This window comes from Paenarthrobacter aromaticivorans, from assembly GCF_019038615.1.
GTDB classification, from domain to species: domain Bacteria; phylum Actinomycetota; class Actinomycetes; order Actinomycetales; family Micrococcaceae; genus Arthrobacter; species Arthrobacter aromaticivorans.
In genome coordinates this window covers 367322-382622 of sequence record NZ_JAHOPC010000002.1, presented here as the reverse complement: position 1 = coordinate 382622, position 15301 = coordinate 367322, and the positions used below count along the sequence as shown (strand labels likewise).

The 15301-nt window shown below is 61.3% G+C and carries 12 protein-coding genes; 9 read left to right on the top strand and 3 right to left on the bottom strand.

Going from position 1 to position 15301, the window contains the following annotated elements:
- Nucleotides 1-30: 30 nt before the first annotated feature.
- Nucleotides 31-774: a FadR/GntR family transcriptional regulator gene (locus KSW38_RS05295; protein WP_216923521.1), complete on the bottom strand. Its 744-nt coding sequence runs from the start codon at nt 772-774 to the stop codon at nt 31-33.
- Between the two features lie 202 nt (nt 775-976).
- On the opposite strand from KSW38_RS05295, the gene KSW38_RS05290 reads away from it, so the two are divergent.
- The 6 genes from KSW38_RS05290 (at nt 977) to KSW38_RS05265 (ending at nt 7177) form a co-directional block, all read left to right on the top strand.
- Nucleotides 977-2344 (top strand): MFS transporter, encoded by a 1368-nt coding sequence (locus KSW38_RS05290; protein WP_216923519.1) that lies wholly within the window; start codon nt 977-979, stop codon nt 2342-2344.
- A gap of 120 nt (nt 2345-2464) precedes the next feature.
- On the top strand, nt 2465-4246 hold the full coding sequence (locus KSW38_RS05285) for a dihydroxyacetone kinase family protein (RefSeq protein ID WP_216923517.1): 1782 nt from the start codon (nt 2465-2467) through the stop codon (nt 4244-4246).
- Entirely contained in the window at nt 4243-4713 is a 471-nt protein-coding gene (locus KSW38_RS05280; protein WP_216923515.1) for a ribose-5-phosphate isomerase, read from the top strand. Before KSW38_RS05285 ends, KSW38_RS05280 begins: the two co-directional genes overlap by 4 nt.
- Complete coding sequence (locus KSW38_RS05275) at nt 4697-5509, top strand: triose-phosphate isomerase family protein (protein ID WP_216923510.1); 813 nt, start codon at nt 4697-4699, stop codon at nt 5507-5509. Before KSW38_RS05280 ends, KSW38_RS05275 begins: the two co-directional genes overlap by 17 nt.
- Nucleotides 5506-6315 carry a sugar phosphate isomerase/epimerase family protein gene (locus tag KSW38_RS05270; protein ID WP_216923508.1) on the top strand — a complete coding sequence of 270 codons (810 nt, stop codon included), beginning with the start codon at nt 5506-5508 and terminating at the stop codon, nt 6313-6315. The genes KSW38_RS05275 and KSW38_RS05270 overlap by 4 nt, the downstream gene beginning before the upstream one ends.
- A gap of 1 nt (nt 6316) precedes the next feature.
- Nucleotides 6317-7177 carry a phosphogluconate dehydrogenase C-terminal domain-containing protein gene (locus tag KSW38_RS05265; RefSeq protein ID WP_216923502.1) on the top strand — a complete coding sequence of 287 codons (861 nt, stop codon included), beginning with the start codon at nt 6317-6319 and terminating at the stop codon, nt 7175-7177.
- A gap of 131 nt (nt 7178-7308) precedes the next feature.
- Here KSW38_RS05265 and KSW38_RS05260 read toward each other — a convergent pair whose 3' ends face one another.
- Nucleotides 7309-7461 carry a hypothetical protein gene (locus KSW38_RS05260; RefSeq protein WP_216923499.1) on the bottom strand — a complete coding sequence of 51 codons (153 nt, stop codon included), beginning with the start codon at nt 7459-7461 and terminating at the stop codon, nt 7309-7311.
- A 97-nt stretch (nt 7462-7558) separates the two neighbouring features.
- Entirely contained in the window at nt 7559-9253 is a 1695-nt protein-coding gene (locus tag KSW38_RS05255; protein ID WP_216923498.1) for an apiosidase-like domain-containing protein, read from the bottom strand.
- Nucleotides 9254-9654: 401 nt separating this feature from the next.
- On the opposite strand from KSW38_RS05255, the gene KSW38_RS05250 reads away from it, so the two are divergent.
- The 3 genes from KSW38_RS05250 (at nt 9655) to KSW38_RS05240 (ending at nt 15269) form a co-directional block, all read left to right on the top strand.
- Nucleotides 9655-12066 (top strand): glycoside hydrolase family 3 N-terminal domain-containing protein, encoded by a 2412-nt coding sequence (locus KSW38_RS05250; RefSeq protein ID WP_216923496.1) that lies wholly within the window; start codon nt 9655-9657, stop codon nt 12064-12066.
- Between the two features lie 52 nt (nt 12067-12118).
- Entirely contained in the window at nt 12119-13159 is a 1041-nt protein-coding gene (locus tag KSW38_RS05245; RefSeq protein WP_254186097.1) for a family 43 glycosylhydrolase, read from the top strand.
- Nucleotides 13160-13415: 256 nt separating this feature from the next.
- Nucleotides 13416-15269, top strand: coding sequence for a hypothetical protein (locus tag KSW38_RS05240; RefSeq protein WP_216923494.1), 1854 nt, complete (start codon nt 13416-13418; stop codon nt 15267-15269).
- Nucleotides 15270-15301: the final 32 nt, after the last annotated feature.

The window sequence follows — 15301 nt, the reverse complement described above, 5'->3', positions numbered from 1 at the left end:
AGCAGCAGGAAACCATAGCGGACCAGCGTCCTACTGAGCGGCGTCGAAGCCCGCGAGCAAGCGCTTGGATGCAGTTTCCATATGGGCGCGCATGGTCTCTGCAACCGCCGCAGAGTCACGCTTTTCGAGTGCCTTGAGAATGGCCGCGTGTTCCTTGAGTGCGGCTTCTGCATGGCCTTCGTCGGTGAGGGCACGGTCCACCCAGATGCGAAGTAGGGAACGGATGCTTTGCAGGAGTTCTTCCAGGACGAGGTTTCCCGAGGCGGCCGCTATTTCGCGGTGAAAGGCGGCGTCGGCTTCGACGAAGGCTGCCAGGTCATCGAGGTTCTCTCCCATAGCGTCGAGGTCGGCCTGCATGCGCTCCAGGGCCTCATCGGTGACCCGCAATGCTGCCAGCTCGACGGCTTGGACCTCCAGCCCGCTGCGCAGTTCGACCAGCTCGCGGGTCCTGGGCTCGCCAAGCATGAGTCCCCAGCTGAGCGTTCGAGGCAACAGTTCGGAGACGCCGTCGCGCAGGTACGTTCCCGAACCGGGTCGTACAACGACGATGCCGAGTATCTCCAGTGCGGCCAGTGCCTCGCGCACAGCTGAACGGCCGACGCCAAGGGAAGTCGCGAGTTGGCGCTCAGCGGGTAGGCGCGTACCCGGCGCGATATCGCCGCTCGTGAAGTAGGCGAGCAGCCGCTCCGCTACCTCGGAAACAACGGAGCCTTGCTCCATGGGGGCAAGAGCCGCCGTCATATGGGCCGCTGCTGCGGCGGAGTTCGCTGACACCTTCACAGCGTAGCAACCGGATGACCAATCCTTCGGTTACGGATGCGAAGAGAAATATGTCAACCGGTTGACCAATTTACGATCCCGCCCTATGGTTTAAATCACAAGCTTCCCCAACGCCGACCCGTACCCGGCAAGGACACGAATCAGCCCAGCGGATCCAATGCAGGAGCCGCAGGGATACCAACATCTAGGAGTCAATGTGGACACCACACAATCGGTGGTCGAAAAATCCGCAATCAAGAAGGTAGCTATCCGGCTGGTGCCGTTCGTCGCCCTGATGTTCTTCATCAACTACCTGGACCGCACAGCCATCTCGTTCGCCGGCCCCAACGGCATGAACAACGATCTGGCCCTCTCGGCGGCCCAATTCGGCTTCGCCTCCGGAGTCTTCTTTATCGGCTACATCCTTCTTGAAGTCCCCAGCAACCTGGCCCTGCACAAGTTCGGCGCCCGCCGCTGGCTTGCCCGCATCATGGTCAGCTGGGGCATCGTTTCCCTCCTCTTCACCTGGGTGGGAAATGTGGAGCAGCTTTACATCCTGCGCTTCATCCTGGGCGTGGCAGAAGCCGGATTCTTCCCCGGCGCCATCCTCTTCCTGAGCCTCTGGGTTCCCTCGAAGCACCGCAGCAAGATCCTTGCCCTCTTCTACTTGGCACAGCCCCTCACCACCGTCATTGGCGCCCCGCTTGCAGGCGCCCTGATCCAGCAGCACGGCGTGTTCTTCGGCCTTGAGGGCTGGCGGTTCATGTTCTTCGGCGTTGCCATCCCCGCGATTGTCATCGGCATCGCCGCCTGGTTCTACCTGGCCGACTCCCCCGCCAAGGCCAAGTGGCTGACGTCCGAGGAAAAGACCTGGCTGACCGGCGCCCTTGAAAAGGAAAAGAAGGAAACCGCAGCCAGCAACAAGCACGTCAGCGTGCGCACCGTGTTCGGCAACGGCCGGGTCTGGATGCTCTCCCTGATCTACTTTGGCTTCATCTACGGCCTCTACGCGCTGGGCTTCTTCCTGCCGACGATCATCGCCGGCTTCGAAGGCCTCTACGGCACCAAGTTCGATGTCTTCCAAAAGGGCCTGATCACGGCCATCCCATATCTGCCGGCTGCTTTCGCGCTGTACTTCTGGTCCAAGGACGCCACCAAGCGCGGCGTGCGGACCTGGCACATCGCACTCCCAGCGCTCATTGGCGGCATCAGCATCCCGCTGGCGCTGTTCGCTGGATCCCCGGCAGCAACCATCGCCGTCATCACCATCACCGCCATGTCCATCTTCGCGGCGCTACCCAACTTCTGGACAGTGCCAACACAGTTCCTCACCGGTGCAGCAGCTGCGGCAGGCATCGCACTCATCAACACAGTGGGCAACCTTGCAGGCTTCAGCGCCGGCTACATCACGGGCTGGCTCAAGGACCTGACAGGGGGCTACACGGTTCCCATGTTCGTCGTCGGAGGCTTCATGTTGCTCTCCTCGATCCTTATGGTCACCCTCAGCCGTCAGCGCAAGGCTTCTGAAGGCATCCCCGCCGAGGCCCTGGATCCCCAGGGCGCTGGACACCACGCAGAACCCTAACCATCCCCTTGGAGTTTGTGTACGGCAGTTGCCCTCTGGCGACGTCTGGTCAGGGCATCTGCTGTACACAAACCCGCCGGAAGGCACCGACTTTCCATCCATAGCTCCAGGAGCCCCCGCATGACCCGTTTGTTCAATGAACCCGCAGCTTTCGCTGACGAGATGATCGAAGGATTCGTCGCCTCGCACGGCCGTTGGGTACGGCGCGTCTCCGGCGGTGTCGCCCGCAACACCCGCAGCACTCCCGGCACGGTCGCGTTGGTCATCGGCGGCGGATCGGGCCACTACCCCGCGTTCGCAGGTCTGGTTGGCCAAGGCCTGGCCCACGGCGCCGCATTGGGAAACCTTTTCGCTTCCCCCTCTGCCCAGCAGGTCTACAACGTGGCCAAGGCGGCGGACAACGGCAGTGGCGTGCTCCTGGGTTACGGCAACTACGCCGGCGATGTCCTCCACTTCACCCAGGCACAGGACAAGCTCCGCGCCGAAGGCATCGACTGCCGCAGCATCGCCGTCACCGATGACATCTCTTCCGCACCCCTGGCAGAACGGCACAAGCGCCGGGGCATCGCCGGCGACCTCACCGTTTTCAAAGTGGCCGCGGCCGCCGCCGAGGCCGGGTACGACATGGACCGCGTCATGGAGACCGCCCGGCGCGCCAACGAGCGCACACGCTCCTTCGGCGTCGCTTTCACCGGGTGCACGCTGCCGGGAGCACCGCAGCCGCTCTTCACCGTCCCGGCAGGACGCATGGCGGTGGGCATGGGTATCCATGGCGAACCAGGCATCGGCGAAACGGACATCCCGACGGCGGACCAGCTCGCCGAGCTGCTGGTCAAGGACCTCCTCAGCGAGGTCCCTGACGGCCTCACCGTGCAGGGCGCACGCGTGGTGCCGATCCTCAATGGACTCGGCAGCGTTAAATACGAGGAACTCTTCGTGGTCTACCGTCGCGTAGCCCAACTATTGGCCGAAGCAGGCATCGAAGCAGTAGACCCGCAGGTGGGCGAACTCGTTACGAGTTTCGACATGGCCGGAACCTCCCTGACTCTCTTCTGGCTGGATGCCGAGCTGGAGGAACTCTGGCTCGCTCCCGCTGACGCCCCGGCCTTCCGGCGTGGTGCAGTGAGCGCCCAAGCGCTCGACGCCGAAAAGCTCACCCAGGCCGCGGAGGTGCAGTCCGTGATCCCGGATGCCTCGGACGAATCCCGCAAAACCGCCCCCACTGTTCTCGCCGCGCTCGAAGCTGCCAAGGCCGTGGTGGACGCCAGTGTCGCTGAACTGGGCCGCATCGACGCGATCGCCGGCGACGGCGACCACGGCATCGGCATGGAACGGGGACTCCACGCGGCAGCAGCGGCTGCGGCAGACGCCGTCGAACGTGGAGCCGGTGCCGGAACAGTCTTGAACCTGGCTGCGGACGCCTGGGCCGACAAGGCTGGCGGCACCTCAGGCGCGCTGTGGGGCATGGCGCTGCGCGCAGTCGGGCAGTCGATCGGGGACGTTGACCGTCCGAGTGCAGAAACAGTGGCCGCGGGTGTTGCCGAAGCGAAGCGCTCCATCATGGATTTCGGCAAGGCCAAAGAGGGCGACAAGACCTTGGTGGATGTGTTGTCGCCGTTCAGCGATGCCCTCACCGCAGCCGTGCATGGCGGGAGCTCCCTGCATCAAGCTTGGGGCGCCGCCACGATAATCGCCGAGCAATCCGCGGAGGCCACGGCAAACTTGCTTCCCCTGATGGGTCGAGCCAGACCACACGCTGAAAAGAGCCTGGGAACACCCGACGCCGGAGCCGTTTCGATGGCCCTGATTGTCCGGGCCATCCACAACACCCTCGTCGAAAACAACGTCGAAAACAACGTCGAAAACGACGTCGAGAAGAACACTGTTAAGGAGAACGCATGAGCGCCAAACTGCGCCTGGTCATCGGATCGGACGACGCCGGATTCGAGTACAAGGAAGCCCTGAAAGCCGACCTTGAGGCGAACGAGCTGGTGGAGTCCGTCACCGACGTCGGAGTGGACGCTACAAGCCACACTCCCTATCCGTCCGTGGCGATCGCTGCCGCTGAACTGATCGCGGCCGGAAATGCCGACCGCGCGCTTCTTGTCTGCGGCACGGGCCTCGGTGTGGCCATCGCCGCCAATAAGGTCCCGGGCATCCGTGCTGTCACCGCCCACGATTCCTTCTCCGTGGAACGTTCAGTCCTTTCCAACAACGCCCAGGTTCTTACCTTCGGCCAGCGCGTTGTGGGCCTGGAGCTCGCGCGCCGACTGGCCAAAGAATGGCTCACCTACACCTTTGACGAAGCTTCCGCCTCGGCCGAAAAAGTCACGCTGATTAAGGACTACGAAGGTGTCACTTCCTGCTAAGTCATCGCACCGCAAAGCAGTAATCGGCGTGAGCCTGAAGATGTACTTCGGCTATCAGCGCTCCATCGACTACTGCCGCGACGTCGCCACGATCGGCTTTAAGCACCCGGCCGTGGTCAGCGGTGACATCGAGCTGTTCGTCCTGCCGATCCTCCCGGTCCTCCCGGAGGCAACCCGGCTTCTGGGCGCGGCCGGCGTAGGTACCGGCGCGCAGGACATCTTCTGGGAAGACGAGGGCGCCTATACCGGCGAAGTCGGCGGCAAGACCGTAGCCGAACTCGGCGGCCGCTACGTTGAGGTAGGCCATGCCGAACGTCGCCGGATATTCGGCGAAGACGATCGGATCATCGGCCTCAAAACCGCCGCAGCCTACCGCAACGGCCTGACCCCTGTGCTCTGTGTTGGCGAACTGAATGCGGGGTCCCCCGAGGAAGCCATTGCACAGTGCACCGCGGACATCGACGCCTCACTCAACAGGGCCGCAAGCCTGGGTCCGACCGGCCGAACCATCGTGGCCTACGAGCCGCAATGGGCCATCGGCGCACCGGAACCAGCCACACCCGGATACATCAGTGCCGTGGTTCGTGGCTTGAACGACCACCTCCGCTCTTTGCCCGGCCAGTCGGACAGCCAGGTCATCTACGGCGGAAGCGCCGGACCCGGCCTGATCACCGAACTGGACCCCGCCGTCGCGGGCTTGTTCCTGGGCCGGTTTGCCCACGATCCACAAGCGCTGAAGACCATCCTGGACGAAACTGCGGCCCGCCTGGCCACAAGCGAGGCGGTGGCGGCATGAGCAACGGTACTGGTCGCATAGGTTTAAGCAGCTACGCGTTCTTCTGGCAGCTCTCAGACCAGGTCAGCGAACCCCTGACCATCCATGACACACTGCGGAAATCCGCAGATCTGGGCGTGGACCTCTTCCAGATCTGCGATTACGCACCGCTGGAAGACATGAACGACGACGACCTCGCCGCCATCCGGGCAACGGCGGAAGAGCTGGGGATCACCCTGGAACTCGGGACCAAGGGGATCCGCCCGGAGCACCTGCGGAAGTTCCTGCACATCGCAGGCATCCTGGGCTCAGACCTGCTCCGGACCATGTTCAATGTGCCCGGCCACTCGCCGGACACTGACGAAGCGGCAGGGGTCTTCGCCGAAGTCCTTCCCGAGTTCGAGGCAGCCGGGGTGCGGATCGCGATAGAGACCTACGAACAGGTCCCCACCGAACGGATTCTCGATGTCATCAGAATCGTCAACAGCCCGTACCTCGGCATTTGCAGCGACCCCGCCAATACCGTCGCGGCGCTGGAGATGCCGCGCGAGGTGATTGACGCCGTCGAGCCTTACGTCCTGAACATGCACATCAAAGACTTTGCGTTCAGTCGCAAGCAGGGATGGGTCGGGTTCACGTACTCGGGCGCACCGCTGGGCGAGGGTCTTCTGGACTACGACTACATGGTCAGGAAGATCCGGCCCAAAGAAAGAAAAATCAACCAGATCGTCGAACACTGGCTGCCGTGGCAGGACTCCGAAGCGGAAACGATCCGCCTCGAAAACCAGTGGACCCAACACAGCCTCGATTTCCTAAGGAGCAAATGAAATGTCAGCAGAACAATTGACGGTCGCCGTTGTCGGAGCCGGTGGCAAGATGGGGATGCGCGTTTCCGCAAACCTCCAGAAGTCCAGCCACAAGGTTTTCTACAGCGAGAACTCCCCCGCAGGCCAGGAACGTGTCCGCGCCGAAGGCCGCGAAATCACCGGCACTGACGACGCCGTCAAGACCGCCGACGTGGTCATCCTCGCCGTCCCGGACACCGTCTTGGGCATCGTCTCCGAGGGCGTAGTCCCGCAGATGAAGTCCGGCGCGATCCTCCTCACCCTTGACCCGGCCGCTGCCTACGCCGGCCTGCTGGCCAAGCGCGACGACGTGGTCCAGGCCGTTGCCCACCCGTGCCACCCGTCGGTGTTCCTGGAGCGCACCACCAAGGAAGAATGGGCCGATACCTTCGGCGGCCAGGGCGCCCCGCAGAACGTCGTCTCCGCCATCGATGAGGACGCCCCCGGAGCCACCCGCGACACAGCCGAAGCCGTGATCCGCACCATCTACGCCCCGGTGATCGACGTCCACTGGGTCACCGTCAAGCAGCTCGCCATCCTGGAACCCACCCTGGTGGAGACCGTGGCCTGCATGATCGGCACGCTGCTCAACGAAGCACTCCACGAAACCGTGCACACCGCCGGCGTCCCCGAGGAAGCCGCCAAGGCCATGCTGTTCGGCCACGTACAAATCGCGCTGACCAACGCCCTGCGCGGATCCAACCCGTTCTCCGAGGCCTGCGAAATCGCCATCCAGTACGGCAAGGACACCATCATCAAGGACGACTGGAAGAAGATCTTCGACGACTCCGAACTGGACGGCGTCATCGCCAAAATGCTCAAGCTGGACACCGTCAAGCACTAAGTTCTTGTAGGAGGTGCGGTGGCTTCTACACCACCGCACCTCCTTGGTTTAAAGTCCTTACAGCTCGCGCTGATTCTTCCGGGATCCAGTCTTGCTTTCGTGCAACGCCGTCGCTTCGATGTACGCAGGAGCTATGCCCGTCCCCGTCGCTTCACCCATCCCCATACGCCTGTGGCAACAAACAAGATAAGCCCGATGATGGCTAGCCATACCAGCCCTTTGACGACAAATCCGATGATGGACAGAATGAGCCAAATGACCAAGAGCGCAATGATGAGTCCCATATGGGCATCCTACGCCGGCATCCTCGTTCTAAAACTGGATGAGTGAGAGCATGTTGCCCCCGCCATTGAGAGCCAGACTCCGATCACGCGTTCTTGCTCACGGCTCAGCGACGAAACGGACGGCTATGTAGGGTTTACCGGGCAAAGGCACGTCAATGCGGCCCCTTGCCCCTTGGGCCACGGTCGTCGATGTCATGCCCCAGGTGTCGATGACGTCCACAGTGTATGAGCGTGTCGGATCGAGCAGAAAAAGGTGATGTCTGGCTTGGGTGAGGCCGAGGTACGAAATGAACACGGTGTTATCTACGCCCGCGGTTGGGTAGTCCCAGGCTCCAGCAGCCGGTTCCCAACCAGCGTCAGGCCCAGCATCCATAATGTCTTTTAGGAAGAAAATCCGGGCAGGACTTTTGCCGCGGAGGTCGCCTCCGGCGGACCACCACAATTCATTCTCAGGATGGGCGTATGTTTCGCCATGCCCGGCGTAGCCTCCTCTGATGGCAGCGGCCCAGTGACGGCGAGTGAGCTCCTCGGCCGTAATGTCGCCCCAGGCGTATTGCAGGTCGCCTTCATACCCGCACTCATCAATGACCACCGGTTTCCCCCACCGCTCGTGCCATTCAGCCGTGCGTTCAACCTCGGCACTCTGAATGCTTGCGTGGGTGATCCATTCCCGGCCGTGATCGTAGAATTCCAAGCAGTGGTGGATCGACCGCAGGTGCTGAGCTGGATCATGTGTCTGAACCAATTGGCCCAAGCGCTCCCAGTCCGAGGCGGTTTTGAACACCATCACATCGTGTTCGTTCGCGAGGGACCACCAGATGTTGGCGTATGAGGCCAAGCGGGCAACTGCGTAACGCACGTAACGGTCGTCGTTGGCCGACCCCATGTTTTCAAAACCCCACCGGTCATAGGGGTGGAATAGCACCAGGTCGGCCTCAATACCGAGGGAGGCAAGTTCTTCTACACGGGCCTCAACTTCTCTCCAAAATGTGATGTCTGGTCGGGCGAAATCGAAGGTACTGTCGCTTCTTCTTTCGAACGGGGAACGTTCTGGTTCAGCTTCGTTGTATGCGAACCACTTGGGGAAGAGGCACATACGCAACTTGTTGAAGCCAGAGTTGCGGATGGTTGCCATGGTGCGGTCGCGCCGCTCCCGGCTTTGATGGAGCCAAGCATAGGCAGTCGTCCCCACCGGGCGGTATACCGTTCCATCCTCGTAGCGGAAGTGGCGGCCATCCGCTCTAACTGGGCCGCGGCTGCCCGCGGCTGGGGCGGTCACGGAGAATTCCCCTTCGTGGCCGCGGAGACTCTCTGCATTGCTCAAGGTAACAAAGCTGTATGTTCCCGGCTCGAGGGGCATGTAACGGAGCCGGTAGATGCCATTGCCGTCATGGAAGCCTTCGACGCTTGACTGGCCGGAGGGGCCTGTAATCACAGCCGAGAAGACAACTTCCAAATATGGTTGAACGTCGTCGCGGGGCCCCTCTACTTCCAGTTCGAATCGACCGAATGTTTCAACCCGAGTCGGGAACGTGCCAGCGGTACGGACCCCGGGGATGTGCACGGGAACTGCTAAGGGATGCTCGTCAGGCCGCCGGTACATTGAAGGGTCCGTCGGCGTTGCTTGCGCCAGTTCAGAGAGGGCAGCGACTTGCCTGTCCGGATCGTTAATCAGCGCGGGCGCAGTCCTTAGTGCCAACTCCACAGGAACTGATGCGAGTTCATATCGCTCGGCCTCGTCACGAGGAAGTGCATTCCAGCGCTCCAGAATCGTGCGACCGACGGGGTGCATGAGGACCTGATTGTAGGAAACGTCAGGGCCGAAGCCTTGGGAGTAATCAAGAGCGCTAATTTGTGTCTCCTAGGTATGTGACGACGTTCAAGCCGTGCAACGTTGCACTAAAGCGTAGCTTCTCAGCCTGAAGGAAGCAACGACGGCGGTCACACTACAGCCATCACGGTCGCAGGAATCCCCAAGCCCCCGTTCTCCCATAGCGTCAGTGCCCGCAGCCCACATTTCCATTGCGTTCTGATGAATGAATCTATATCCTTGCGTATAACGTTGCACGCAAGCGCAGCGTTTCACGTAGAAGTCCGGCGCTCTGTCGTCCGGCGCGGCGGGGAAACCCCACCGTCCGGTTGGGCTCCCGAGTTTCCCTCAACCGGTTGAACGACTGTGGATTGAGGACTTCCATGAGTGCACATATCGCGAAACCCTGGCTGGAGAGCGCGCTTTCTCCCGCGCAGCGTGCTGACCTTCTACTTCAGCAATTAAGCCTCGACGAGAAGCTGGCTCAAGTTTCCTGCTACTTCCCGACTGACATCACCAACACCGACGACTTTGCCGGGCGATTTCCCTTTGGTATTGGTGAAGTGTCGTGCCTTGAGGCCCGTTCAGCACTTTCACTGAACGACGTGACCGCGTTCCAGCGGCAGATACAGTCCGAGGCGATGAAGCATTCGCGGCACGGTATCCCTGCGATTTTCCATATGGAGGGCCTGTGCGGTGCCTACCTGCCCGGCGCAACGAGCTTTCCCTCCGGTCTGGCACGGGCGGCGGGCTGGAACGTTGATGTGGAACGCAGGATCGGAGAGATCGTAGGCAACCAGGAACGTGCGGTGGGCATCACCCACACTCTGGCGCCCGTTCTGGACATTTCCCGCGACCCGCGAATGGGACGGCAGGGCGAAACCTACGGTGAAGATCCCGCCCTTGCCTCCGCACTTGGCGTCGCTTACACGCAAGGGATACAGAGCCAAGACCATGCAGGCCGGCGTACTGAGGCGGTAGCAAAGCACTTTGTTGGTTCGCATCACACCGAGGGCGGGATCCACGGCGCGCACTGCAATATACCGGACCGCACACTCATGGAGGTCTACGCCAAGCCTTTCCAGGCCGCTATTTCAGAAGCGGGATTGCGGGGCGTGATGCCGTCGTACAACTCGGTGGGCGGGGAACCAGTCACAGCGTCCGTCCGGCTCCTTAAGACGGTGTTGAGGGAGCAAATGGGTTTCGACGGACTGGTCGTGTCCGACTACGGCGCCGTTGGGAACCTTCTCTCCGTACAGCGTGTCGCAAAGTCCCCGGCGGAGGCAGGGCTGGCCGCCCTGCGCGCTGGCCTGGACGTTGAGCTCCACGTACCCCAAGGCTTCGGGCCGGAACTTAGAGCGTGGTTTGCCGAGGGACGCGCTGACATTGCGCTGCTGGACCGGGCCGTCCATCAGGTACTCCAAGCCAAATTCCGCATGGGACTCTTCGAGCATCCGTTTGCCCCCGATCCCGCCGAACGGGACACCGCATTCAGCGTGGCCTCTGATATAGCGGTCTCCCTCCAGTCGGCACGCGAGTCACTGGTGCTGCTCACTAATGACGGCGCCCTTCCCCTGCGGCGGGACGTTAGACGACTGGCTGTTATAGGTTGCCATGCCACCACGGCAAGGTTCTTCTTCGGCGGTTACACCCACTATTCGATGGCGGAAGGAAAGCTGGCCGTCAACGCTTCTATGGCAGGACTGACCACCAGCGGCGACGCCCTGAGGACTATTAACGATACTGTTCCGGGTACAACGATCGAAGCTTCTGACGGCCCAGCATTCGAGGAATTACTGCAGCAGCAAAAGCCGGGAATCCGCAGCGTCCTCGAAGAGCTCGTTGAGCGAATGCCCGAAACAGATGTGATGTGGGCTTACGGGTATCCCGTTGCCGGGGCTGATGAATCCGGGCATGAGGAAGCCCTTGCCCTGGCTTCAAAAGCCGACGTCATACTCTTAACGCTCGGAGGCAAGCACGGCACGGCATCCATCGCTTCGATGGGCGAAGGAATCGACGCTACGAATATCAACCTTCCGCCCTGCCAGGAACAGCTCATTGTAAAGCTGTCGCAGCTGGGCAAGCCGATGGTCGGGATTCACTTGGACGGCCGCCCGGTGTCGAGCGACGCAGCGGACAAATACCTGGCTGCGCTTTTGGAAGCATGGAGCCCCGCAGAAGGCGGCGCGGAGGCCATCGTTGATGTCTTGCTTGGCGAACAATCTCCCAGTGGCCGACTTCCAGTCAGCATTGCGCGCAACGCCGGCCAGGTCCCGGTTTACTACAACCATCCCCATGGCTCCTCCTGGCACCAAGGCGAAAGCATAGGGTTTCCCGACTACGTCGACTCGCCGCACACGCCCCGGTACGTCTTTGGACACGGATTGTCCTACACGACCTTCGACTACACGGAACTCTCGGTGCCGAAGGAGCGGGTCACGGCCGATGACGGGTTCGATGTTTCCTTTGCCATCACCAACACGGGTGAGCGAACCGGGACCGAAGTCGTTCAGTTGTACGCGAGTGATAGATTCGCTTCCGTCTCCCGCCCTGTAGTGGAACTCATCGGCTTCCGCCGGGTGACGCTGGAACCGGGACAGCAAACTCACGTAGTTTTTCACGTTGAGACGTCTCAGCTGGCCTTCCTCGACGCTCAGATGCAGTGGAAGGTCGAAGCGGGTGATGTGGACATCCTCGTAGGCGCTTCTTCTGCAGACTTCCGATTAAAGGGCTCGATATGCATAGATTCGGATGCACTAATCGACGGCAGGAACCGTTCCTTCTACGCCAGCTAGCGCAAGCATGCAAACCCAGTCAACTACCCCTCACAGACAAGGTGTGACTCCCATGACCGCGACCATCCGCCCGGGCGAAATCATGTTCGACGCCGAAGGCAACCGAATACATATCCATGGAGGCTCCATCATCGCCGTGGACGGACAGTACTACTGGTATGGCGAAGATAAATCCAAGTCCACGCCAGCGACCGGCCGATGGCACAGCGGAGTTCGGGCGTACCGCTCCTCCGACCTAACAACCTGGCACGACGTTGGGACCATCATTCCGGCAGAGCCGGACGTACCTGACTCTCCACTGCATCCGGAAGCCATGATGGACCGGCCGCACATCGTGCGGCACCCCAGGACGGGAAACTTCGTCTGCTGGATGAAAGTGATGCACACTGACGGCAAGCAACGCTCCTGGGTGTACCAGGCTGAGCACTTCCAGGGACCCTACAACCTTGTGCGACCAGGGTTCGAACCGTTAGGAATGAGTGCCGGCGACTTCGACCTGGTGGTGGATCCTGAAACGGGGCGCGGCTATTACTTCTTTGAACGGGTCCACTCCGAACTCATCTGCGCGGACCTGACCGACGACCTCACCGACGTTACGGGGACCTTCAGCTCCCATTTCCCGCACCCCCACCCTCCCTTCGTCCGTGAAGCGCCGGCCTATTTTCGCCATGACGGCCGCCATTACCTCATCACCTCAGGAACCAGCTGGTATTTCCCCAATCGTTCCGAAATCGCAGTCGCCGACGACTACCACGGACCCTGGACCGTTCTGGGGGATCCACACCCAAACGACGCAACCGGCACCTCCTTCCATTCCCAAATATCTTCGGTCTTCACGCTCGAAAATGGGCGTCACATCGCACTTGCCGACAGATGGCTTCCCGACATGCCTGACGACATGATCCGGCGGGCATGGGATGCCACGGAAGCCCAGTTCGCCGGTGGAACACCCGATCCGGAGATTAACGAGATCGTTCAGGCCGGCGCTCCTGACACATCGTCCGCCCGTCATGTATGGCTCGAAATCCAGTTCCAAGACCACCGGCCGGTCATCGAGTGGCAGGACGCCTGGAGTCCCGAAAGCAACAAATAAACGGGGCACCCGAGACAGCCGAGGTACCCGGCAACCGCTAATCGGTTGCCGGTACTTTCGCTTGCCCCCGGTAAACGGGCGGGGACGCCAACCTCTGCCAAAGAAGGCAGCACCTTCGTTGTTGTCAACCGGTTGACCGCCTCGGGATGTCGGGGTAATCTCCTCTGAAACGTTCCATCGCGTGCGTTTCCCCCACTATCCGCCGCAGAAAATGACCGTCCGCGTGCACCCTGGGGACCCCCAATGAAGGAGGACCATGATTATCAATCCCGTTCTTGCTCGTCACGGAAGGATCGGCCTCTTGGCAGCAACGCTGCTGCTCGGAACCGGCCTTGGAAGCGCAATCCCGGCAAAGGCAGCCGCACCCGACTGCGCCACCGTTGCCGGCGCCATGCAGATCACCGCAGACTGCATCGACCCTCTCTACACCAAACCCGTCATCGACAGCGAAACAGATGAAACAGCTCCTGTTGCCCACCACAGGATTCGCGCGCATTTCGAGGGCACCAACATCCAATTCAACGTCTACTTCCACGCCAAACAGGATCTCGGCAAATGGGAGGGGCGCTTCTTCCAGTACACGTACCCAACGGCATTCACCCCCGAGGAGGACACCTCCCAAGCCGATGACCGTGCCGTAGGCTTCGCACTTTCCAGCGGCGGTTACGCAGTTCAGGCGGGCAACAAGTCTCTGGCTCTGGGCTACCGGCACACAGCCGCGGCCGCGAAGTTCGCCGAAACACTGGCTGCGAAATACTACGGAAGCGACCGGAAGATTTCGGGATATCTTTACGGCCCTAGTGGCGGCACCTACCAGACCATCGGAGCGACGGAGAACAGCACCGGTGTGTGGCAGGGATTTGTACCGATGGTCCAAGGTGTCCCCCAACCCACCAGCTACAACTTCCTGGGCCGGTCAGCCGCTGAACTGATTCTTGGCGACAAGTCCGAGCAGATCCGCAACGCACTTCTCCCAGGTGGCAGCGGAAACCCGTATGCCGGCCTCGATGCCGCCGAGCAGGCCATGCTGAAAGAAGTCCACGCACTCGGGATCCCATGGAAGGGCTGGGAGTTCCCCGACTACCTCCTCGGACGCTCCGATCAGTATCCCAATGGCCTTGACTCCAGCGCTCCTTTGTCATTCGACCCGAGCTACGCCAACGACTTCTGGAACGCCCCGGGGTACCTGGGCACTGAGACCTCCCCGTTGGGAGTCCGGGTCCGGGCTGAACTGGCGAAGATGGGCGACACAGTCGACAACCGCTGGAACATCGCAAACCGCTTCTACTACCGCTACCAAACACCTCCCGCTAGCGAAGGCTGGGTCGGACTGCAGCAATTCCTCAAAGCTGACGGCACCCCTCTGTATCCGCAGAGGCCCGTGAAGGATCCAGGCTTCTACGGCTTTGTCTCGGGCAACACAGCCTTCGACGGCTCCATCAATGGAAAAGTCATCGTGGTGGACAATCTCTACGACACCGACGCCCTGCCTCTGCACGCAGACTGGTACAGGAAGCGCGTTGAGGCCAGCCTGGGCAACGCCGCGTCTGATAGCTATCGGATCTACTACAACGATCACGCTGACCACCAGAACGCGCCTGTCTCCGGGGAACGGGCCAAGCATTTGGTCAATTGGTACGGCATGGCAGAACAAGCCCTCCGCGATCTAGCGGCTTGGTCCGAAAACGGGGTGCAGCCACCAGCATCCACGGACTACAAGATCAACGATGCCCAGGTTTCTGTGCCTGATAATGCAGCTGCCCGGCGTGGAATTCAGCCCACTGTAGACCTGACGGTCCAAGGAAATGAGTCCACCACGATCAAGGCCGGCCAGTCGATCAAACTCAACGCGAAGGCGCAGGTTCCGCCAGGGGCCGGCGCGGTTGTGAAGGCCGATTGGGATCTGGACGGCGACGGCGTTTACACCAATGCACCACTCACCCAGATCGGGAACGTCGTCACGCTGCAGACTGACGCGACATTCGCAAAGCCAGGCACTTACCTGGTGGCGCTTCGTGTCTCTTCTGAGCGCACCGGAGACCCGTCAGCCACGTTCGCCTTGGCCCAAAACCTCGACCGTGTCCAGGTCGTCGTGACGCCGGGCGGTTAAGAGACCCAGGTCCTGACCCGAAGGAGACGCCC